The organism is Pauljensenia sp. UMB6358 (genome assembly GCF_030216865.1).
Lineage (GTDB): Bacteria > Actinomycetota > Actinomycetes > Actinomycetales > Actinomycetaceae > Pauljensenia > Pauljensenia turicensis_A.
The window spans coordinates 1-23,295 of the sequence record NZ_JASOMS010000003.1; the positions used below are offsets into that span (position 1 = coordinate 1).

General features: G+C 54.3%; 17 protein-coding genes. 3 read left to right on the top strand and 14 right to left on the bottom strand.

Annotated features, from left to right (window positions below; translation table 11 throughout):
• Positions 1–299: hypothetical protein (locus QP381_RS02905; protein WP_285067756.1), on the top strand; the 299-nt coding region annotated here is incomplete at its 5' end.
• 298 nt (positions 300–597) lie between these two features.
• Here the strand turns inward: QP381_RS02905 and tyrS are convergent.
• The 8 genes from tyrS to pheS all read right to left on the bottom strand — a co-directional run bounded on the left by tyrS (position 598) and on the right by pheS (position 11,060).
• Positions 598–1,863, bottom strand: coding sequence for a tyrosine--tRNA ligase (gene tyrS, locus QP381_RS02910; RefSeq protein WP_006681555.1), 1,266 nt, complete (start codon positions 1,861–1,863; stop codon positions 598–600).
• Positions 1,864–1,905: 42 nt separating this feature from the next.
• Positions 1,906–3,339, bottom strand: coding sequence for an argininosuccinate lyase (gene argH / locus QP381_RS02915; protein ID WP_006681556.1), 1,434 nt, complete (start codon positions 3,337–3,339; stop codon positions 1,906–1,908).
• Positions 3,336–4,721, bottom strand: a complete 1,386-nt coding sequence (locus tag QP381_RS02920) for an O-antigen ligase family protein (protein ID WP_285067758.1) — start codon at positions 4,719–4,721, stop codon at positions 3,336–3,338. Before QP381_RS02920 ends, argH begins: the two co-directional genes overlap by 4 nt.
• Positions 4,722–4,860: 139 nt before the next feature.
• A complete protein-coding gene (locus QP381_RS02925; RefSeq protein WP_006681558.1) occupies positions 4,861–6,084 on the bottom strand; it encodes an argininosuccinate synthase in 1,224 nt (407 codons plus the stop codon).
• A gap of 57 nt (positions 6,085–6,141) precedes the next feature.
• Positions 6,142–6,654 (bottom strand): arginine repressor, encoded by a 513-nt coding sequence (locus QP381_RS02930; protein WP_006681559.1) that lies wholly within the window; start codon positions 6,652–6,654, stop codon positions 6,142–6,144.
• 50 nt (positions 6,655–6,704) lie between these two features.
• Entirely contained in the window at positions 6,705–7,196 is a 492-nt protein-coding gene (locus QP381_RS02935) for a flavodoxin domain-containing protein (RefSeq protein ID WP_103633645.1), read from the bottom strand.
• A gap of 128 nt (positions 7,197–7,324) precedes the next feature.
• Positions 7,325–9,973 carry a phenylalanine--tRNA ligase subunit beta gene (gene pheT, locus QP381_RS02940; RefSeq protein WP_285067759.1) on the bottom strand — a complete coding sequence of 883 codons (2,649 nt, stop codon included), beginning with the start codon at positions 9,971–9,973 and terminating at the stop codon, positions 7,325–7,327.
• A 1-nt stretch (position 9,974) separates the two neighbouring features.
• Positions 9,975–11,060, bottom strand: a complete 1,086-nt coding sequence (gene pheS / locus QP381_RS02945) for a phenylalanine--tRNA ligase subunit alpha (RefSeq protein ID WP_006681562.1) — start codon at positions 11,058–11,060, stop codon at positions 9,975–9,977.
• Between the two features lie 206 nt (positions 11,061–11,266).
• On the opposite strand from pheS, the gene map reads away from it, so the two are divergent.
• Entirely contained in the window at positions 11,267–12,154 is an 888-nt protein-coding gene (gene map, locus QP381_RS02950; protein WP_006681563.1) for a type I methionyl aminopeptidase, read from the top strand.
• A 134-nt stretch (positions 12,155–12,288) separates the two neighbouring features.
• Positions 12,289–13,044, top strand: coding sequence for a polyphosphate--glucose phosphotransferase (gene ppgK, locus QP381_RS02955; protein WP_006681564.1), 756 nt, complete (start codon positions 12,289–12,291; stop codon positions 13,042–13,044).
• A gap of 78 nt (positions 13,045–13,122) precedes the next feature.
• Here the strand turns inward: ppgK and acnA are convergent, their stop codons facing one another.
• The 6 genes from acnA to QP381_RS02985 form a co-directional block, all read right to left on the bottom strand.
• The gene (gene acnA, locus QP381_RS02960; RefSeq protein WP_285067761.1) at positions 13,123–15,813 is read right to left on the bottom strand and encodes an aconitate hydratase AcnA; all 2,691 of its coding nucleotides are present in this window, start codon (positions 15,811–15,813) and stop codon (positions 13,123–13,125) included.
• A gap of 390 nt (positions 15,814–16,203) precedes the next feature.
• Entirely contained in the window at positions 16,204–17,430 is a 1,227-nt protein-coding gene (locus QP381_RS02965) for an MFS transporter (RefSeq protein WP_285067762.1), read from the bottom strand.
• Between the two features lie 750 nt (positions 17,431–18,180).
• Entirely contained in the window at positions 18,181–18,660 is a 480-nt protein-coding gene (locus tag QP381_RS02970; protein WP_101627215.1) for an ABC transporter permease, read from the bottom strand.
• Positions 18,661–18,693: 33 nt separating this feature from the next.
• The gene (locus QP381_RS02975) at positions 18,694–19,632 is read right to left on the bottom strand and encodes an alpha/beta hydrolase (RefSeq protein WP_179370418.1); all 939 of its coding nucleotides are present in this window, start codon (positions 19,630–19,632) and stop codon (positions 18,694–18,696) included.
• 158 nt (positions 19,633–19,790) lie between these two features.
• Positions 19,791–21,104: a class I SAM-dependent RNA methyltransferase gene (locus tag QP381_RS02980; protein ID WP_285067764.1), complete on the bottom strand. Its 1,314-nt coding sequence runs from the start codon at positions 21,102–21,104 to the stop codon at positions 19,791–19,793.
• A gap of 69 nt (positions 21,105–21,173) precedes the next feature.
• On the bottom strand, positions 21,174–23,174 hold the full coding sequence (locus QP381_RS02985) for an amino acid permease (RefSeq protein WP_442953397.1): 2,001 nt from the start codon (positions 23,172–23,174) through the stop codon (positions 21,174–21,176).
• Positions 23,175–23,295: the final 121 nt, after the last annotated feature.

Sequence of the window (23,295 nt, forward strand, 5' to 3'; positions counted from 1 at the left end):
TAAAAACAAACTCAAAAACAAAAAACAGGCATAAAAACAAACACACTATCGAGTTCACAAACAACACCCACACACCCCAAAACAGCCACAAAAAACCGCAACCATCAAAAAAGGGGAGGAAGCAACCACGCCACAATCACAAACCCAAAACCACAAACAGGCCCAAAAGCTTGCAACCACTCGGCGCAACAACAGAAACAATACCCACCCCCCACCACACCGTCAAATCAGCGCAAGCTTCAATTCCTACCTCTTGCACACCAGCAGATTCGCAGTATTTCGCCGAAAAGTGGCTCTGAGCAGCAAGGAAACACTAAAATTGTGATCTGTCAGCGTTTTACAGACCACAAAACTAGACCGTGATTGCGACTCAGATCTCCGTAGCAAACGCCGACTGTCACACGGCGCCTACACGTCGCCACATACATGCGATTGCGTACGTACACGGCGACCAATACATCTAAGAACACCACGCAGCACAGCACCAATATCGAGATGCAATGACCTGTTAGAAACGCACTGCGGGGCGGAAACGTAGTGTTTCCGCCCCGCAGGTGAGTCCAATCAGGAAATCACTGCGATTCCCATACGGACGCTTCAGTCGTCGAATTCGATGACAGCAAGGTTGCGACGCCCCTTACGGATCAGCAGTCGATGACCAGCCAGAACGTCGTCAGCCGTGAACACAGCTTCCGCGTCCTCAAACTTGACGTTGTTCAGGTACGCGCCACCGGAAGCAATCGTGCGACGTGCGGCGCCTCGTCCCTTTTCCAAACCGGTTTCAACCAACGCGTCAACCATCGTTGCCTCACCGAGCTTCACAGTTGCGCGAGGAAGATCCGACGTAGCAGAAGCCAAGGTATCCGCATCGATTGCGCGCAGATCTCCACCACCCCAAAGGGCGTTGGTTGCGCCAAGAACACGCTCAAACTCTTCTTCACCGTGAACAAGCTTCGTCACCTCAGCCGCCAGGGCCTTCTGGGCTGCGCGCGCATGAGGACGCTCTGCAACCTCAACCTCAAGCTCTTCTATGCGAGCACGGTCAAGGAAGGTGAAGATCTTCAGGAAGCGAACAACATCGGCGTCCTCAACCTGCAGCCAGAACTGGTAGAAGGCGTACGGGCTCATCATCGTCGGATCGAGCCAAATCGCACCGCCCTCGGACTTACCGAATTTCGTACCATCAGCCTTCGTAATAATCGGAGTCGTCAGCACGTGCGACACCTCGCCGTCAACCTTACGAATCAGATCAACGCCACCGATCATATTGCCCCACTGATCGTTACCGCCGGTCTCAAGAGTGGCACCGTAACGACGATGCAGTTCAAGGAAATCGTTCGCCTGCAGGATCTGATAGGAGAACTCCGTGTAGGAAATGCCCTCATCCGATGCCAGACGACGCGCAACAATGTCCTTACCGAGCATCGTGCCAACGCGGAAGTACTTACCGATACCGCGGAGCAGATCAATGGCGCTCAGTTCCTCAGTCCAGTCGAGGTTGTTCACCATCGTCGCCGCGGCCGGTCCTTCAAAATCGAGAAAACGCGAGATCTGGTTGCGCAGATTGTCTGCCCAACCGCGAACGACCTCGGTCGGCTGTAGCTGACGCTCCCCCGATTGACGCGGATCGCCAATCTGACCGGTTGCCCCACCAACAAGTGCGAGTGGCTTATGACCAGCCAGCTGCAGGTGACGCATCAGAAGAATTTGAACAAGGTGTCCGTGGTGCAGAGAAGCTGCGGTCGGGTCGAAGCCACAATAAAAGGTGACCGGCCCGGCGTTCAGGTGCTCGCGAAGAGCATCAATGTCGGTGTGCTGGGCGATGAGACCCCTCCACTGGAGGTCATCCAGAATGTCGGTCACTTTAAATTCCTTCCATTTCGGCTCGAAGTAGCCGAGGCTATCTTAGCGGGTTGGGGTGGACGCCCACTCACGGCATCCAGCAATACGGACAGCAAGTGCTTGTCGTTGTTCCTCAACGCGAACAGGAGCAGTTCCCCCTTTCCCCAGTCGCGCGGATACAGATCCTGCGACGTTCAGGACTTCGCGGACATCCGGGGTCAGAAGCGACGAGGCCGAGGTCAATTCTTCATCGCTGAGATCAGCAAGCTCGACGCCACGTCGCTCTGCCATCTTGACGCAAGCTCCAGAGATTTCGTGCGCGCTACGGAAAGGTACTCCCCTACGCACAAGCCACTCTGCAATGTCCGTGGCAAGCGAGAATCCCTGAGGTGCGAGCTCCGCCATGCGCTCCAAGTTAAGGGTCATCGTTTCAACCATTCCCGAAACAGCGGGCAGCAAAACATCGAGCGTATCCAGCTGATCGAAGACAGGTTCTTTGTCTTCTTGAAGATCGCGATCGTATGCCAGCGGGATGCCCTTGAGCACCGTCAATAGGCTCATCAGATCACCGATCAGGCGACCGGCTTTACCGCGAGCGAGTTCAGCCACATCGGGATTCTTCTTCTGAGGCATGATCGATGATCCTGTTGAGAAGGAATCATCAAGAGTCACGTAGTCGAATTCCTTGGTGTTCCACATGATGATTTCTTCGCTGAGGCGAGAGATATCAACGCCGATCATCGCAAGGATAAAAGAGCACTCTGCAACGATGTCACGCGACGCGGTTCCATCGATCGAATTATCCACCGAATCATCAAAGCCGAGCTGACGAGCAACAGCCTGCGGATCCATGCCGAGAGTATTACCTGCCAGAGCGCCCGAGCCATAGGGAGAAATCGCGGCACGCTTATCCCAATCGGCAAAACGTTCAACGTCGCGAATCAGAGGCCATGCGTGTGCCATCAGATGATGCGCCACCAAAACGGGTTGTGCGTGTTGCATATGAGTACGCCCCGGCATAACAGCGTCACCAGCACGTGCAGCCTGCGACAAAATCGCGTCCACAACATCCAGGACGCGGCTCGCAATATGGCGCGTCTCGTCACGCAGGTACATGCGAATCAGTGTTGCAATCTGATCATTACGCGAACGCCCCGCACGCAACTTTCCGCCAAGCTCACTACCCGCGCGCTCAAGCAAACCACGCTCGAGTGCCGTATGGACATCCTCATCGTCCGGCGATGGAACAAACGCACCCGACGCAACATCGGCATCCAATTGCGCCAACGCGGCATGCATCGCGTCGATTTCATCAGCGCTTAAGAGGCCAGCCTCGTACAGCGCGTCAGCGTGGGCATGAGAACCAGCAATGTCCACATGCGCGAGACGCCAATCGAAATGGGTAGAAACTGAAAGGGCTGCGAGCGCCTGCGCAGGACCACCGGAAAAACGGCCACCCCACAAAGCAGTCGGTGTTGTTGTCTCTTGCGAAGTCACGGGTTCATCATTCCTTGCCCTCGCGACAAACTCCAATTCGCGAGACGTTTAAAGGGACCATATTTTGCAAACAGTGAAGCAAAAGGTTGTTTTTTCGCCACCCACGCTGCCAAGATGACAAAAAGAATCCAGTTGCCTTCAAACAAAAGACGGGATTCAACCGTCGACTGAATAATCAATGCTGAAGCAATCATTGCTGGCATTACAACCCTGCGGGATTCATCGATATGGCGCACAGCGTAAATGAACGTGCCAAAGAATACTGTCGCAACGGCGACGCTCAGAATTGAGACTCCGATAATGCCTGTCTGGAAAAGGGCCTCGATAAACGAGTTGTGAGCCTGAGTTGTCGGAGTTCCATCACCGCGACGAATGAAATTCGAAAAAACAGGCACATCACCTTGATAGCCAATGGTGAAGCCCCATCCGAGAATCGGATGTTGGCTCCACATGGGGAGAAGCGCCTTCCAGATGTCACCACGACCTGAAAAATCCGGGGAACGACCAAGGAAATCAGTGATCGCCAAACGGTTAAACAGTGCGATCACCGCTCCTGTCAAAGTCAGCGAGACGATCAAAGAAATCAGGGCGGGACGATGAGGACGCGTCACCGACTTCACCAAACCGAAGGACATTGCGATCGCCATACAGATGATGACCGCGACGGTGACCGTTCCTGAACGCGTCAGAGCAATTGTCACAATCGAAATGATCAGCCAGATAATCGTTGACGTCGTGTTTTTATACGTTGACATCCATTTGACAAGCAAACAGAGAATCAACAGCAACGCAATAAACGCAAGCGGATTCCGATTACCGGGGAAGCCTTGAATAGGGCCACCATTAAAAAGATCTCCATAAACCCAATAGGACATATCGGGCACGGATTCCCCAGCGCGGATCATTGGAATCGGAGCCAAGCGCTGTTTCCAGATAAGAGCGGTGAACAGCTCAAGAGCGTAGGAAACAATCAGAATGACCTTGAACGAAACGATGAGAAGATTCGCTGTTTCCGTAAACGTGTAACAGGCAGAAATCGCCAAACCTGTAAGAGACACGCCGATTGTCACGACGGCAAACATCGCAGAATAATGCGGATATTGCGACCATGCGACCGATAAAGCGCACCACATGACGAACAGCAGTGTGGCAAGTGGATACGCAACCCGTGTGAAACGAATCTGATTGAGATGCATCAGATACGCCAAAGCAACAAATAATGCCACCATGACAACCGAAGACCCGTAGAAGCCAACGATATTACGTACGCCTTGGCCTGCGAAGCCTAGAAAGAAGATTGCAATGGTGACGATATCTAAGGCTCGACGCTCAGGCGTCGTCTTCGCCCCATACCTGCGTAGAAACTCAACCGATTCTTTCATCGTGACCACTCTAGCGAAAGAACGTGCCACGCCCCGGTGTCCATTGGGCACACTTAGATAAAGAAAACACGTGTGCCCAAGGAAATCAGCCTTGGGCACACGTGCATATCAGTGTTTGTTTGACCAAACGAACGTCTGCTCAGTATCCCTGCGAGTTACCCAGACGGACGTCACGAGCAGCCGCAAGCTTCGACTGCAGACCGTAGATATCAATGAATCCACGCGACGAAGACTGATCGAAGCTATCGCCAGTCTCGTAGGTTGCCAGGTTGAAGTCATACAGTGAAGCCTCGGAACTCCGTCCATTCACAGTTGCACGGCCACCGTGCAGGACCATACGAATATCACCGGTCACATACTGCTGAGTATCTTCAATGAACGCATCCATGGACTTCTTCAACGGTGAGTACCACTGGGCTTCATAGACCAATTCACCCCACATCTGCTCAAGACCACGCTTGTAGCGGCGCTGCATGCGTTCGAGGGTGATGGATTCCAACCCCTGGTGTGCTTCGATCAAAGCGAGAGCACCGGGAGCCTCGTAAATCTCACGTGACTTGATGCCAACCAGACGATCTTCGACCATGTCAATACGACCGATGCCTTGAGCGCCTGCACGGCGGTTCAGCTCTTGGATTGCTTCAAGCGGGGTGACTGCGCGACCGTCAATGGCTACCGGGATGCCCTTTTCGAAGGAAATGACGACCTCATCCGGAAGCGGCGGGTAAGTCGGATCATCGGTGTAAACGTAGACGTCCTTGGTCGGCGCGTTCCACAGGTCTTCAAGGAAGCCAGTTTCGATTGCTCGACCCCACACGTTCTGGTCGATCGAGAACGGGTTATGCTTCGTCGTTTCGATCGGCAGGTGGTGCTTCTCGGCGTATTCGATAGCAACGTCACGCGTCAGCGCAAGGTCACGAACCGGCGAGATGCAGTCCATGTCGGGGGCCATCGACGTAATCGAAACCTCGAAACGTACCTGGTCGTTCCCCTTGCCGGTGCAACCGTGAGCAACAGTGTGTGCGCCAAATTCGCGCGCAGCTTTCACCAGGTGCTTGGCGATCACGGGACGGGACAGAGCTGAAACCAGCGGGTACTTACCTTCATAGAGGGCATTCGCCTTCAGTGCCGGCATGCAGTATTCGTTGGCGAACTCGTCGCGAGCATCTGCAACGTAGGCTTCCACCGCACCGCAGTCGAGCGCGCGCTGGCGGATGACCTCGAGGTCTTCGCCACCCTGCCCCACGTCAACTGCAACCGCAACGACCTCGCGACCGGTCTGTTCGCCGATCCAACCAATAGCAACGGAGGTGTCCAAACCACCCGAGTATGCGAGGACAACGCGGTCCTTGTGCTCTGCCATGTTGTATTCCTTCTCCGATGAAAGTGTGAGAGTGGAGTGAATAAGAAAAGTGTGGGCTCAGTGAGCGGAAGATCCGGGCTCAGCAAGATCCATCAGATACGATTGGGTCTGCTGCGCATCTTCAGAAGATCGACAAATCACAAGGATTGTGTCATCGCCCGCGATTGTTCCCGCAACCGCATCAAGACGAACAGCATCGATAGCTGAGGCCAAGAGATTGGCTGCTCCAACCGTTGTCCTGAGCACCAGCTGATGGTCAACAAGGATTGAGGTAACGAGGATCGACTGGCACCATTTCTGCAAGCGTTCGTGTCCAGCTTCGCCTTCGTGGGTTGCTCCCCCGTCAATATCGGGAACGGAGTAGATGCGAGTGCCGTCAGCCACACGAATCTTTGTCGCACGCATATCGACAAGGTCACGCGACAGAGTTGCCTGAGTAACGTCAATACCTTGCTCACGCAACAGATCGCGAAGATCCTTTTGCGAACCGATTGATCCGCTAGCAAGAATTGAACGAATTGCTTCACGTCGCGCAGCGGGCGTTTGTGTGCTTCGATCTCCCATATGCATGATTATACGTAACTATGTATAAATTGCACAATGGCGCGAGGCACCCAAAATCAGCGCTGTTCGAGATCCTTCAGAATCGAATCAGTCCACTCGTTGATCTCATCCCAGTCGCGGAAATCGCCTTCCACAACACCGGCAAGACGTGCAACTGAGCGTTCACGCAACGAAAGCAACGATGGGGTGTAGCGACCAGCAAAAGAATGAAGATCAATAGCACTGACGCGAGTCAGAAGCGGACCGATACGAGTCGGATCCTGAGGGGCATGCTTCGGAACACCATTCATACCAACTGAGAATGCCCACACGGGCTTGTTTTCAAGCTGGGCGCTAAAACGATCCATGAAATCGTGCGCTCCATCCATCCACTGCAGGATATAAACAGCCGAACCGCAAATCACAGCGTCATAAGCGTCAACAGAAGTAACATCCTCCGGCGCGATGCGATCAGCCGTGTGACCGGCATCTTCGAGTCGCCTCGCAATCGCGTCGGCAACTTCGTTCGTTGAACCATGCTTTGAAGAAGCAGTGACAAGGATATGCATAGCTATAAGTGTGGCAGAAAGCCGGGCTGGAGTCGCGCTGACATCTCGTACTGAGTCAAGATACACAAGGCGCGGACTCCAGCCCGGCTGTTCTATCGGTCATCGTGGCCCGTCAGGAGCCTCGTTAACTAAGAGCGCAACTGTGCTCCCAGCACCTTGCCCGCCTTCGCGACGACACTTTCGCGAACCTCACGAACTTCGTCGGCACTCAGCGTGCGATCCGGCGCACGCAACTTCAGAGCGAACGCCAGCGAGCGAACGTCAGCGCCAAGTGTCTCGGATTCGAAAATGTCGAACAGGGTCACTTCTTCAAGCAACGCTCCCCCGCTCTGACGAACAACCTGCTCGACGCGAGCAACAGGGATCGACTTCGACACAACAAGAGCGATGTCTTCCTTCGCAATCGGGTAAGTCGAGACAGGCTTCACCTGCGTCGGCTCACCGCTCATCGCCTCAATCAGAGCAGACAGATCAATCTCTGCGGCGCACGAACGGGCCGGCAAGCCAAACGACTTGCACACGCCGGGGTGAAGTTCGCCAGCCATCGCGATATCAATCAAATCGCGACCACGGCGGACGAATACGCGAGCAACACGACCCGGATGCCACGGAGCAACATCAGCCGGATCCGATGCAGGTTCAGGCATCAGTGGACCGGGCACTTTCTTGTAGTCGGCATCCCACGCGCGAGTGACCTCAATGCGAACGCCCAGAAGAGACGCAATATTCTCGACCATCTCAAGAGCATCCGACCATGCGAACATGCGAGCAGGCTCGACAACCGGCGAAGCCGAGGCACGACCGGCAAGGACAACACCCACATGCCACGGCTGAGCAGGAGTGCCAGCACGCAGTCCAGCAAGTTCCTCATCAGTCGGGCGCTGTTCAGCGCTCAGAAGATCGGCAGGAACTGTGCCTGCAGGGCGAACAACAAGTCCGGTTTCAAACAGCGCCACGCGGTCGCTACCGCGTGCAACGTTGCGTCCGGCAGCGTCAAGCAAGGTATCAATGATCGAGGTGCGCAACAGGGGTGCATCATCCGCAAGCGGGTTACGAAGCTTCAGAGCCTGACGACGTTCATCGCCCTGAGCGAGACGCTGACGATCGAAGGAATCCGAAACGAACGGATAGCTGAGAACCTCAACCAAACCAGAAGCTGCAAGCGACGCAGAAACGTGACGACGCGCCTGCTGCGCATCAGTCAAACCAGCACCGGCAGGAGCCGACGGCAGAATCGACGGAATAGTGTCGAAACCGTCAAGACGTGCAATTTCCTCAACCAGGTGGGCAGAACCAGTCAGGTCGGGACGCCACGTCGGAACGGTCACGTCGAAGATTCCGTCTTCGATTTCGTCGAGCGTGCAACCAATTTCAGTGAGAAGCTCCTCAACGCGTTCCTTCGAGTAATCGACGCCGATCAAGCGGGCGGCATCGGTGTACGGGAAACGAATTGACGAGGCCGGCGCGACTTCGTTGAAGTCGGACACTGCTGCATCTGCCGTTCCCCCGCCGTACTCAACCAGCAGGTCAACAGCTCGTTGAGCTGCGACAGGAGCAAGCTGGGGATCAGTGCCACGTTCGAAGCGCTTCGACGCTTCAGACGGCAGGTGGTGACGACGTGCGGTACGGGCGACCGACACCGCATCAAAGTGAGCGGCTTCGAGGAGGATATCCGTCGTGGAATGCTCGACCTCTGAATACTGACCACCCATAACACCGGCCATGCCGATGATGCGTGATCCTTCACCGTTCGGAGAATCTGTGATCAGCAGGTCTTGCGGATCCAGTTGCCGATCGACCTCATCCAGCGTTGTCAGACGCTCACCGGCGCGTGCGCGACGGACAACGATCGGAGCTTCAAGAGCATTCAGGTCGTAGGCGTGCATTGGCTGCCCAAGGTCGAGCATCACGTAGTTGGTGATGTCAACAGCCAAGGAGAGGCTACGCATTCCTGCTGCTTCGAGACGCTCGACCATCCAACGCGGGCTGGGAGCCGAAGGGTTCACGCCACGAACAATGCGGGTGACAAAACGGTCCGCACCGGGCTTACCGTGGATCGGCGCGTCGTCTGCGATACGCACCTCGAATCCGTCAGCGGTTGCCTCGGGCACCGAAGCAACACGGTTTCCAACCAGACCGGGATCCGTGAACTTCGCACCCGTCGAGTGCGCGAATTCGCGTGCGACACCGCGCATTGAGAAGCAGTAACCGCGGTCGGGGGTCACGTTGATCTCAAGAGTCTCTTCGCCCAAGCCAAGGAAACCGAGCAGATCAGAACCCGGAGCAGGGATCTCACGGTCTGGGAAATACTTCGGCAACACGATGATGCCATCGTGATCGTTACCCAGTCCCAGTTCACGGGCAGAGCAAATCATGCCATCGGAAATGTGACCGTAGGTCTTACGCGCTGCAATCGCGAAATCGCCGGGAAGAACTGCACCGGGCAGGGAAACAACAACGAGGTCACCCTCAACGAAGTTGTGAGCACCGCAAATGATGCCACGGCTTGGCAGATCCGAAGGTTCCTTACCGGCACCCGGCTGGTCGTTGTACTGACCAACGTCGACGCGACAGTAATTGACAGTCTTGCCGTTGGAGGCAGTTTCCTTCACCAGGGTCAGAACCTTGCCAACAACCAGCGGACCGGTGACCTTTGCGGGGTGGATTGCTTCTTCTTCCAGACCAACCTTCACCAGCGCTGCTGCGAGCTGCGCGGCATCAAGATCAGCAGGGACCTCGACGTGATCGGCGAGCCAAGAAATCGGAACCATTGGCATGTCAGTGTCCCTTTCCAATCAAACCGAACTGCTGGCTGAAACGAACGTCGCCTTCAACGATGTCGTGCATGTCAGCAATTCCGTGCCGGAGCATGAGGGTGCGTTCAATACCCATACCGAATGCGAAACCGGTGTAGACCTCCGGATCGATTCCGTTTGCTCTGAGAACGTTGGGGTTCACCATGCCGCAACCACCGACTTCAATCCAGCCGGCGCCGCCCTTCTTCTGTGGGAACCAAATATCAAGTTCGGCACTGGGCTCAGTGAAAGGAAAAAACGACGGGCGCAGGCGCGCCTTCGCTTCAGGACCAAACATTGCCTGAGCAAAGTGATTGAGCACGCCCTTCAGGTGCGCCATGGTCAGGCCCTTATCAACGGCCAAACCTTCGACCTGGTGAAAAACCGGGGTGTGCGTCGCGTCGAGAGCGTCAGAACGGAACACCTTGCCCGGGCATGCGACGTACAGAGGGACACCGCGGTCAAGCATGGCACGCGACTGCACCGGCGACGTGTGAGTACGCATCACAAGGTGCCCATCATCGGCGTTCTGGCCACCAGCAGAAGTGCCGTCAACGTAGAACGTGTCCTGCATCTGACGAGCCGGGTGGTCGATGTCGAAGTTCAGGGAGTCGAAGTTAAACCATTCGTGTTCAACTTCGGGGCCTTCAGCGATAGCCCAGCCCATGGATGTAAACACATCTTCGATCTCTTCAATCAGAGTCTCGATCGGGTGACGCGCACCCGTCACCGTGCGATGCCCACCGGCAGTCACATCGACGGATTCTTCGCGAAGAACACGTGCCTCGTTCTCAGCTTCAAGCACCTCTTGACGGACGGCGAGAGCCTTCGAAATCTGGCCGCGAGCACCACCGAGATTCTTACCTGCAGTGCCACGATCTGCGGGTTTGAGGGAACCGATGATGCGGTTGGCTGCGACCAGCGGGGCGTTGTCGCCAAGGATCGCTTGCTTTGTGGCCTTGAGTTCTTCGAGTGAAGATGCGGCTTCAATATCTGAAAGTGCAGCTGTGACGAGGGCGTCGACGGCTGCGCTATCCAGTGGATTGAGGTCAGGGGCTTCCTGGGCCATGTCCTGTTTCCTCCAATTAGGTCTCGTTTTGAACGCACTATATGCCCTGCCATGATAGTCCGAGCCTGCAAGATACCGCCTTGTCGTCCACATGGGGTCACTCACGCTGGGTTCCTATCTTCGTTGTCTGCACAGTCAGCAGTCATAAAGGAGCCTCGTCGCCTGGCCATCTGCCCGAGGTGCGCGAAAGGACTAGTCTTAAAGGTATGACTCATGTATCTGATTTAGCCAAGCGTGCGCCACTTGGAACCTTGAAACCGGGAACTATCTCCCCTGTTCGTTTAGTCCCGTCTCATATTGATCGTCCTGAATACATGTTCCATGAGGGTCCGGAGCGCGTGACTGCGTCGGATATTAAGGACGTGTCGACGATCGAGCGTATTCGTCACGCGGGTCGTATTGCTGCTCAGGCTCTGGAGGCTGTAGGCAAGAGCGTCGCACCGGGCGTGACGACCGACGAACTCGACCGTATTGGCCACGAGTTCCTCATTGACAACAATGCCTACCCGTCATGCTTGGGGTACATGGGTTTCCCGAAGTCTCTGTGCACGTCGATCAACGAGGTCATCTGCCACGGCATTCCCGACGATCGCCCGTTGGAAGAAGGCGACATCGTGAACGTTGATATCACCGCCTATGTTGATGGTGTTCACGGTGATACCTGCGCGATGTTCGAGGTTGGCAAGGTCGACGAGGAATCGCACCTTCTGATTGAACGCACGCATGAAGCGATGATGCGTGGCATTAAGGCTGTTGGTCCGGGTCGTGAAATCAACGTGATCGGTCGTGTCATTGAACGTTATGCGAAGCGTTTCGACTACGGCGTGATCCGCGATTACACGGGGCACGGTGTGGGCGAGGCCTTCCACTCCGGTCTGATTGTTCCTCACTACGATGCTGCACCCGCGTATTCGACGATGATGGAGCCCGGTATGGTCTTCACGATCGAGCCGATGTTGACCCTTGGTGGCATTGATTGGGAGCAGTGGGACGATGACTGGACCGTTGTGACCGCTGACCGTTCACGTACTGCTCAGTTTGAGCACACCCTCGTTGTCACCGAAGACGGTGCGGAGATTTTGACTCTTCCGTGAGTCTGAGGCTGGCACATTTTTGCTGATCGACGAGGTCGCGCGGACGTAACTGTTCGCGCGACCTTGTTGCTCGGCGCTACGATACGATAGCGACTGAGTCGAACAATGATGTTTCGGAAGGGATCATTCGCACAATGACGACCGTTGGATGTGGAATCGATATTGGTGGATCTGGCGTGAAAGCAGCGCTGGTCGACCTGGAGACTGGTGAGTTCATCGGCGAACGTATTCGCATTGAAACGCCCAAGCCTGCAACCCCCGATGCAGTTGCTGATGTTTGTCGTCAGCTTCTTGAAGGTCTTGAGGTTGCCTCCGATATTCCTGTCGGAATTACCTTCCCAGCTCCAGTGATTCACGGCGTTATTCCTTTTATGGCGAATCTGGATGATTCGTGGGTTGGTGTGAATGTCATTGACCTGATGGAAAAGCACCTTGGTCGCAAGGTTGTTCCACTCAACGACGCTGATGCTGCTGGTCTGGCAGAGGTCGTTTACGGTGCTGCGAAGGATGTCCCGGGTCTGGTCATTGTCACGACGCTCGGTACAGGAATCGGTTCGGCTCTGATCATGGACGGCAAGCTCGTCCCCAACTCTGAGCTCGGCCACCTTGAGATCGACGGCCACGACGCCGAGACCCGCGCCTCGTCCGGTCAGAAGACACTTCAGGATCTGTCGTGGAAGAAGTGGGCGAAGCGCCTTCAGAAGTACTACAGCCACGTTGAAATGTTGTTCAGCCCCGACCTGTTCGTGGTCGGCGGTGGCGTGTCGAAGAACCACGCGAAGTTCATGCCGTTGCTTGATCTGAAGACGAAGATGGTCCCGGCTGAGCTTCGTAATACCGCCGGCATCGTCGGTGCAGCGTGGTACGCGGCATCCTGGCCTTGTGAATAATTCACTCGCAAAATCTTGAAGGCGACTACCAACTTGGTAGCGCACCGTGCCTCCCCACTCGTCTTACCGCGCGCGTTTTTAGTCACGCTGAGCGAGGCCCCGCAAAACGTACTGCAGGATGCCACCGTGTCGATAGTAGTCAGCCTCACCGGGCGTATCGATACGCAGGCGCGCATCGAAGGTAACGGAGGTACCGTCTTCGCGTAGAGCCTCGACCGTCAGAGCCTGCGGGGTTATGCCCTCATTCAAAGCGGTGACACCGTGGATTGAGAAGACCTCATCACCGGTCAATCCCAGCGAGTCACGCGTCTGCCCTTCGGGGAACTGCAAGGGCAAGACACCCATGCCGATCAGGTTCGAGCGATGAATGCGTTCAAAGGATTCAGCAATCACGGCCTTCACGCCGAGCAAGGAGGTTCCCTTTGCTGCCCAGTCACGAGACGAACCGGAACCGTATTCCTTGCCACCGAGGACAACGAGGGGGGTGCCCTGGGCAAGATAGTCGACGCTGGCGTCATACACGGTTGAAACCGGTGCACCCGGGTGAGCAAAGTTCTTCGTGAAACCGCCTTCAACACCGGGAAGCATCTCGTTACGAATACGGATATTCGCGAACGTACCGCGGATCATGACCTCATGGTTGCCTCGGCGAGAACCGTAGGAGTTGAAGTCCTTGCGCTCGACTCCGTGGCTCATCAGGTACTGCCCCGCGGGGGTTTCCGGCTTGAAAGCGCCAGCCGGCGAAATGTGGTCGGTTGTCACCGAGTCGCCGAGCTTCAGCAGAACGCGAGCACCTTCGATATCCGAGACTGGAGCAGGCTCCAAGCCCATGCCCTCGAAATACGGGGGCTTACGCACGTAGGTGGATTCTCCGTTCCATGCGAATACATGGCCTTCGGGGGTGTTCAGAGAGCGCCAGCGTTCATCGCCAGCGAAGACATCCGCGTAGCCGTTTTCGAACATGGAGCGGTCGATCGACGCGTCGGTTGTCTTCTGTACTTCATCGGCGTCCGGCCAGATATCACGCAGATACACTTCCGAACCATCTGCGGGGTCGATTCCCAGCGGATCATTCTCGAAGTCGAAGTCCATCGTGCCAGCCAACGCGTAGGCGATGACAAGTGGGGGGGACGCCAGGTAATTCATCTTCACGTCGGGGTTGATGCGACCTTCGAAGTTACGGTTGCCCGACAGAACCGACACGACAGCGAGGTCGTTGTCGTTCACCGCTGCAGAAACCTCGGGAGTCAGCGGGCCAGAGTTACCGATACAGGTGGCGCACCCATAGCCAACCAGGTTGAATCCCAGAGCATTGAGGTCGTCCCAGAGGCCTGCCTTCTCATAGTAGTCGGTGACAACCTTGGAACCGGGCGCCAGAGAAGTCTTCACCCACGGCTTTGATCTCAGACCACGCTTCACAGCGTTACGTGCCAGCAGACCGGCAGCCAACATGACCGATGGGTTCGACGTATTCGTGCACGAAGTGATCGACGCGATCGCCACGTCACCGTGATTCAGGCGAGTCTTCGTCCCATCGGCCAACGTCAGCTCAACATCCTCACGCGGACCATCCGGCGCGTAGATGCCGATCGTCTTCTCGAACATCTCCTTCGAGTCCGACAGCTCGATACGGTCCTGCGGGCGCTTCGGGCCTGCAATCGAAGGAACAACCGTCGACAGGTCGAGTTCAAGGTATTCGGAATAGCGGACCTCGCGTGAAGGATCATGCCAGAGACCCTGCTTCTTCGCGTATGCCTCAACGAGGGCAATCGATTCTTCGCTCCGACCCGTTAAACGCAGGTAGTCAAGCGTGACCTCGTCAATTGGGAAAATGGCGGCGGTGGAGCCGAACTCCGGCGACATATTGCCGATCGTTGCGCGGTTAGCGAGCGGAACTGCGCCCACGCCGCCGCCGTAGAACTCGACGAACTTGCCGACAACTCCGTGTGCGCGCAGCATCTGCGTAATCGTGAGCACGACGTCGGTAGCGGTTGCGCCAGCGGGGATTTCCCCCTTCAGCTTGAAGCCAACAACGCGCGGGATCAACATCGAAACGGGCTGGCCAAGCATGGCAGCTTCGGCTTCAATGCCACCAACGCCCCAGCCGAGCACACCGAGACCGTTGACCATCGTGGTGTGCGAGTCAGTGCCGACGCAGGTGTCGGGGTAGGCGATCTTCGAACCGTCGGCCTCATCTTTGACGAAAACCGTGCGGGCGAGATGCTCGATGTTGACCTGGTGAACGATGCCGGTTGACGGAGGAACAACACGGAAGTTGTCAAATGCCCCTTGACCCCAGCGGAGGAACTGGTAGCGCTCCTGGTTGCGTTCGTATTCACGTTCAACATTGCGTTCGAATGCGATCGAAGTGCCGGCAACGTCAATCTGGACGGAGTGGTCGATGACCATTTCAGCGGGGGCCAGTGGGTTAATCAGAGTCGGGTCGCCACCGAGGTCAGCTACTGCTTCGCGCATTGTTGCGAGGTCCACGATGCAGGGAACGCCGGTGAAGTCCTGCATGATGACGCGCGCAGGGGTGAATTGGATTTCGGTGTCAGGCTCGCCATCCGGATCCCACGATGCAAGCGCTTTGATGTGCTCGGCGGTGATGTTTACGCCGTCTTCGGTGCGCAACAGGTTTTCCGCAAGAACCTTCAGTGAGTACGGAAGCTTGTCGAGACCGTCGACCGCTTCAAGCGAGTAAATCGTGTAGTCCTGAGAATCAACGCTCAGGGTGGTTTGTGCTCCGAATGAGTTCACGGATGCCATGACCCCTCCTCCACTGTTGCGCACACACTTAATTATCTTGATATCAAGATTACTTGCTGACATGGCGTCCGCAAGTAGAAATGGGACAGATTCGTTGAATTCAGACTTTTCGGTGAATTCTCGGCTTCCCTCAGGTGGTGCAGGAGGCCCTCACACAACACTCGCCTCAGAAATCAACAACATTGGTGTACTAAAAACCCGCGGATGTTGGTTCTCAGTGAACAAAAAGACACAAAAGATGCCAGCAATTCATGCGAGCCAATCATTTTTCCATCCGCACCATGTCTACCACCGGTCAGACGTGAAACCGCATTGATGAAAGGTTGAGATGAGCGCATAGCCCATGCGCTCGTAGAAACGAAACGATGACTCGCCCAGATGAGGATCGCGCTAGGCAGTATCCTCGTCCGCATGCGTAGCGCTGATCCACAATAGCAGGCGGTGGCTAGCGGCCATCGCGAACAGCAAAAGCATGAGGTAGTAAGGGAATAACGCGACAGAAAAATGGTTCGCAATCAACCCAAAAAACGGTGGCATGGCGAGGGTGCCCGCATAGGCGGTTGCCATCTGGACGCCGATAATCGCCTGCGATTTGTCCGCTCCGAAGCGCGCAGGTGTTGCGTGGATGATGCTCGGATACACCGGAGCACACCCCAAGCCAATCACCACAAGCCCCATCAACGCGATGATGTTATGGCCTGGGATCACCGTGGTGGCGATACCGATGACAATCAAGGCTTCACCACCAATAATCATCTGATCGTCGCTGAATCGAATGGTCAGGAAACCACTGAGTGCCCGCCCCACCGTAAGACCAACGAAGAATGCCGCTGCGTACGAAGCGGCGTCTTCAGCAGATACTCCACGGTGAAGGTTCAGGTAGCTGGCAGCCCAGAGTCCAGCTGTAGCTTCGATCGCGCAGTAGCAGAAGAATGTGAGCATAACTGCTTTTGCACCACGGATGCGAAGAATCTGCGCCAGGGTCAAAGGGGTACGAGGCCGCGCTTGACGATCATCAGCATCCGCCTGATGTGTGGGCGCGGAGTTGGCGTCACTCACACCGGTATTGACAGGTGTTTTCTTCCATAGGGGAAGACTGATAAAGAGCAACGTCGTCAATCCGATTTGCATCAGGCCAATGATTCGATAGCCACCAGCCCAACCAGCATGCCCGGTGAGCGCGTACCCCATGATGTACGGGCCAAGGCTGGCGCCTACGCCCCACATGCAGTGCAACCAGCTCATATGTCGCGACTTGTAATGAAGAGCGACGAAGTTGTTCAGCGATGCGTCAACGCTACCCGCACCCAAACCGTAAGGAATCGCCCAAAGACAAAGCTCAAGGAATGACGTTGAGAAGGAGAAGCCGAGAAGGGCAACAGCGGTCATCGCGACGCTCGTTGCTGTCACCTTGCCGGTACCAAAACGCAGGGTCAGGCGATCGGAGTTCAGGGAGGAGACGATGGTACCCGCTGCAATCAGCATTGAAATGATGCCTGCGTAGGAAACAGGGACATCGATCTGCGGATAGATCGACGGCCACGCCGCACCTAACAGTGAGTCTGGCAGGCCCAAGCTGACAAAGGAGACGTAAATGACGGCAAGCAAGAGTTGCATGAAGCTCCATATATCGATTGACAGGTGCGTGAAGCTCTAGTGTATGCATCCGACGCCTGGACGAGTGACTGGTCGCAGTGCAAAAAACTGGGGTCTGTGTTCGGCACACAGAAGATGATTCGTCATCCAACGAGCCCTAAAAATGAGTTCCATCTGCTCGACATTTCCACGCCTACTTCTCCCCCATTCCCCCACCGCTACAGTGGCGCCAAAATGCAAAGTGAGCAGATTCAGCTACCAGAAGAGACAAAACCAACCCGCGACGACGATCAGCGAAACGATGCCAGTACCTAAGATACGAAGGTCAATCTGGAGGAAGAACCGACAGCGTCAATTCACGCGTTGAAGCAAAGCAACTGTCTCTAGGTGTATCAAAACTACCCTGATGATAACCCTGCATCAAGAACTTAGTCTTAACACTCGTTGCAGAGTGGAAGCTGGCAAAAGGAATGTTGTAGATGGCGCAAGTCAAAGGTCGTTGCAAACAGAATCTTTTATCATTTAAGTGACTTTAAATACTCTTTTAGCTTGGCGTAATGCGCTTGCTTTCCCGGGCTTTCTAGTTCGTCGTTATCTTTCTAATAATCCAACAATCAAAACCTGAATTACCTTTGGATAAGAATCAAAAAAATATCTCGGATTTATAAACGCCAAAGCAGCCGCCGCCCCGTTAAAGATTACAGCTATTGCAGTTCCGCCCATAGTGGCTCGCACGATATCCCCATAAATCACCCTCACAATGGCTGTTGGTCAAAATAGAGTCAGTAAATATCCGTCAAGCACCGCAACAAAAAAATACAGAACCAGCGCTCTTAAAAAAGCTTCAATGTGCTTTTTAGGATTTTGGTAGAGTTCCTTTTGCGGTATTTTTGATAGCCTTATCCGTTTTATATTTCTCCACCATAATAGATCAATAACAATAAGGTCAAAAACATTTAACGTTTCACCTAAAATCAGCAAACGAATAAAGTTATGTATAAAGTTTGCCTGACGAATGATGATTCCTAACAATAAAAATAAGATAGTAAATAGTAAAAAATTTGCGATCCATGCGGCAAATCTGCCTGTTTCCTTATATTTCCCCTGATACTCTTCAATCTCTTTGATTTTCTTCTGAACTTCATCAGGATAGGACACGTAATTTCTTAAATTTTTCTCGTCCGTGCCAGTACCCAAAAAACAGAGCGCAAAAAATACAGAGCATAAAATGACGGCTTCAATTAAAAGCATGGATTTTCAAATCCCTTCTTCTCCGTCTTTAGATTAAGATTTCAATAATTCAATAATTTGTTCCTGCGCCTCTCTGCCTTCTCTAAAAAACCTTGCCATAGGATAACAGTGACACATTCCTTTACCTACAATGATTTCATACGGGACACGGTATTTTTCCATTGCTTTTTTAAACTCTCCCGCAAAGGCATAGAGGCATTCATTTTCGCCGTAATAAAAATATGTTTTCGGAAAGTCGGTAAAATCTCCTACCGTTCCGTCTAACATATATTCCGGCAAATCTTCATCTCCATTTAAAATTTCTCTTGCAGTTTTAATATATGTAGGTTCAATCATTATATCTTTATGGTTAAGTTCATTTAATCTCTCCCATATTCCCTTATTTTTGTCAAGACTTAAATCGGGAATCCCGCCCGGAGAAACTGAAATAATTTTACCAGGCATTTTAAGGGGTCTGCCTAAAGCATTATTATAGAGAAATATTCCAATAGATAGGCAGGCACCTGATGAAAATCCAAGCACGCTAATATTTTCCGCCTTATAAGTTTCTGTCATTAACCTATAGGTTTCAAAACAAACTTCATAGGTTTTATCCACCTTTATATCCTCTGAACAAAGAGGATAAAATAAAAACCAAACATCTTTACCGGTTTTTTTCATTATTCTTTCAGACAAAGTAAAATCCAATTTGTTTGGTTGTGTAATCATTCCTCCGCCGAATAGATAGAGAACCGCCCCGTGAGAAAGACTCTTATTTTTTTGATATGAAATCAGACTGTATCCCATAACATCTCTGGCGTAAAGATAATAATTTTTTCTCTTTGCCCTCTTCATTGCCTTATCTAAATCAAATACTTCTTTTGCATTTTCCCCCTTTGCATACTCAAGCATCTCGTCTTTATTCTTTAAAAACATTTTTTTGACATTTAATAGTCTCACTATTCCTGATGCAATTTTATAATTTAAACTCATTTTATTTACTCCTTTAAGTATGAAGAATTTACAGTTTCGCTAAACGCAGACGCAAGATCATTGTTTTCCACCGATCGACATTCTTCATTGAAAGTCGGCTGATGAAGTTCTGGAGCAGTTCTTCGAAATCCCTTGATTTCAAGCCTTTTCTATACTGTTTAGTCCTTAATCCTTGACATCAAACAGATAGTCTCAACGTGATGCGTATGCGGGAATAAATCCCACGCATTGAGGCTAGCCAATTCATACCCCGATTCGGTGAGCAGGCGCATGTCACGGGCACCGGCAGCAGGATCACATGAAACCAGGACAATCTTCGATGCACCACACTGAGCAATAGCCTCAGTCACCTCACGACCTGCACCCGCGCGCGGAGGATCAAGAACAATGACGTCCGGACGCCCCTCTAGCTCCGCTGCAAGTTCACGGACACCTTCAGTGTCGACATTCCCAACATAGGGTTCAACCCAGCCAAAGGGCGCGCAGTTCTCCCCTGCGTCCTCGACCGCACCCGCAGAACCTTCCAAGGTGACAACGTGACCGCGTGCACCAACAGCCTTTGCCATCGGAACACTGAACAGGCCAGCACCCGAATACAGCTCCATCACCCGGTCGCCTTCAGACAGACAAGCAACACCCATGACTGCGTTTGCAAGAACTTCAGCGCCCATGACATGCGTCTGCCAGAAGCCCCCAACACGAACGCGGTACTCCAGTTGCTCACCGTTCACCGTGACATGCCAAGGCAATCGCGTTTCCGTGAACTTTTCACCCAGCGAGTTGAATGTCCCGCGAGGAGTCACGACGACCGGAGAGCCACCGTCAGGCGCGACAACGCGCACACGGTCAGCAGGCTCAAAGAAGGGAGCCCATTCAGAGTTCGCACCCCACAGACCCAATCGTTCAATCGACTCTGAAGCCAATGGCATCAAATCTAGAGCAATGACATCTTTGCCACGATAGGTGTGCATACCGGCCAAGCCAGCGCGATCAATGACGACCTCGATGCGCGTCCGACGGTGCAATAAAGTCTGGTCGGCCTCGTCCCCAGGAGCTGGGCGCACTGTAACACCCCCCAGATCCTCAACGCGGGCAGACAGAGCCTCACCACCAACGCGACGAAGCTGGCCACGCAGAACCGTCTCTTTCCACACACGCTGAGCCGCGGGCGCCACATGAGCAAGCTCGCCACCGCCGACACCACCGGGGCCAGCCTGTGGCCACACGGACGGCACACGATCGGCAGATGCCTCAAGAATCTCTACAGCGTCAGCCCACGCAAGGTTCTTCTGCACCGCCGTCACGCGTGCCTTCACCTTTTCGCCGGGCAATGTGTGACGGACAAACACCACGCGCCCGGAAACGTCGCGGGCAACACACGCGCCACCGTGAGCCGGCTCGCCAACACGCAACTCAATAATCTCTTCGTTGCGTGGAGTGGCAGTGCGGTGATGATAACGGCGCTTGTTCATATGAAGCCTTTGATAATCCCCGATGGCGATAAAGCCTCACGGGAGCGAGTTGGATGTGAAGAAACGATTCTATTTCGTCGTCAACGAAGGCGGTCGCCTATTTTCGTGGGCACTCGAATGGTGCTCATCGGACTTGAAGGGGTCGTTAATCAACTGACGACCTTCCACTTCGTCATCTTCGCCTAGCTTCCACGGCACGGTCGTAATCACTACACCGGGAACGGACAGGAGGGCACGACGAAGACGCAATGCAGTCTGATTATGCATTGCATTTTCCCACCAATGACGAACAAGGAACTGGGGCATATACACGACCAGCATTTCCTCCGGAGCGCGACGGCGACGCCCGCGCACATACTGCAACACAACCTGGTTGAGGTCGCGGTACGGGCTCGACAGGAGGGTCAACGGGATCGGTAGACCAGATTCTTTCCATTCCTTGCGGATGTGGGCTTCCTCGTCATCGTCGGCAACGACGCTCACCAGTTCCAGAGCGGAGGGTTGCGAGGCGCGGGCCGCAGCAATAGCTCGCATAGACGGGCGAGAAAGGTTAGAGACCAGTACCAGGGCACGAACGCGGGTCGGAAGCGCACGCTTCGCCGACCAATCGTCGACACGCAGCTGAGAGCGAATCTGCGTGTAGTGATGCTGAATGCCGAGTTGGACGCAGAAGACGACCGCAATCATGATCAGCGTAATCCACGCACCGTGCGTGAACTTCGTGGCCAAAACGATCAGCAGAACCAAGCCGGTCATCATAAAACCGATGATGTTCACCGCACGCGAGCGCAATACGGCGCCTCGTTCTGAGCCGGTCTGGCGCATACGCAGAGCGCGGTTCCAGTGACGAATCATGCCCAGCTGCGAAAGTGTGAAGGAGATAAACACACCGAGCACGTACAGCTGGATCAGGCGCGTCGTCTGGGCTTTGAATCCAACGATCAAGATGATCGCTGCAAGAGCCAGAACAACGATGCCGTTCGAGTATGAAAGGCGATCGCCACGCTTGTAGAGCTGTCGCGGAAGGAAGGAATCACGGGAGAGAACCGACGCAAGAGTCGGGAAACCGTTAAACGCAGTGTTTGCTGCCAAAACCAGAATCAAACCGGTCACGGTCGTCACCAAGAGGAACAGGATTGATCCATGGCCGAAAACAGCCGAAGCAATCTGACCAATTGCGGGAGACACAACCGTCTCTTCACCCACGGGCTGGCCGTTAAGTGTCAGCTGTTCGACGGCGTCATCGACAATCTTCACACCGGTTGCACGCGCCAAGATCAGGATCGACAGCATCATTGTTGCGGCAATCAAGCCGAGCAGTGCAAGCGTCGAAGCAGCATTCTTCGACTTGGGACGCTTAAACATGGGCACGCCGTTCGAGATTGCTTCAACGCCCGTCAAAGCGGCGCAACCGGAAGAGAACGCGCGCATCAGCAGGAACGCTCCCGCAAGGCCCGCCAGACCAGAGGAGAATTGATCGGAAGCAACCAGTTCGTATTGCGCTGTCGGTGCGCTCCCCAGGTGTCCTGTCGCCATCTGCACAAAGCCGACGATCACCATCAGCGCGATCGCACCCATGTAAATGTATGTCGGGATCGCAAATGCGCCACCTGCTTCTTTCGTGCCACGCAGGTTCAACAGGGACAAGATGATGACAAGCAGAACTGCGATCAGAACCTCGTGCCCCGCAAGCGACGGCAAAGCAGTCGTGATGTAGGCAGCACCCGACGAAATCGATACGGCGACCGTCAGGATGTAGTCGACCAGCAGAGCTGATGCGACAACCAGACCCCACGTGCGACCAAGGTTCGTTGTGACAACCTCGTAGTCACCGCCACCCGACGGGTAAGCATGCACGGTCTGGCGGTATGACAACACGACAACTGCAAGAACCGCAGCGACGACGACACCAACCCAAATCGACTGCAGGGCAGCCAAACCGCCCGCCAACGCTAAGGTCAGCAGGATTTCATCGGGGGCATAGGCGACCGACGACAGCGCGTCTGAGGCGAAGATCGGTAGCGCAATGCGCTTAGGCAGAAGCTGGTGTCCCATCGCGCCCGAACGCATCGGACGACCGATCAGAACACGTTTTGCTCTGGCGAAAACGTTATACAGCACGGGCTAAAGCGTAGCCCTATTAGCGTCAAAACAGCACTCCTTGGGGCAACTCTTTAAGTGATACCGAGAA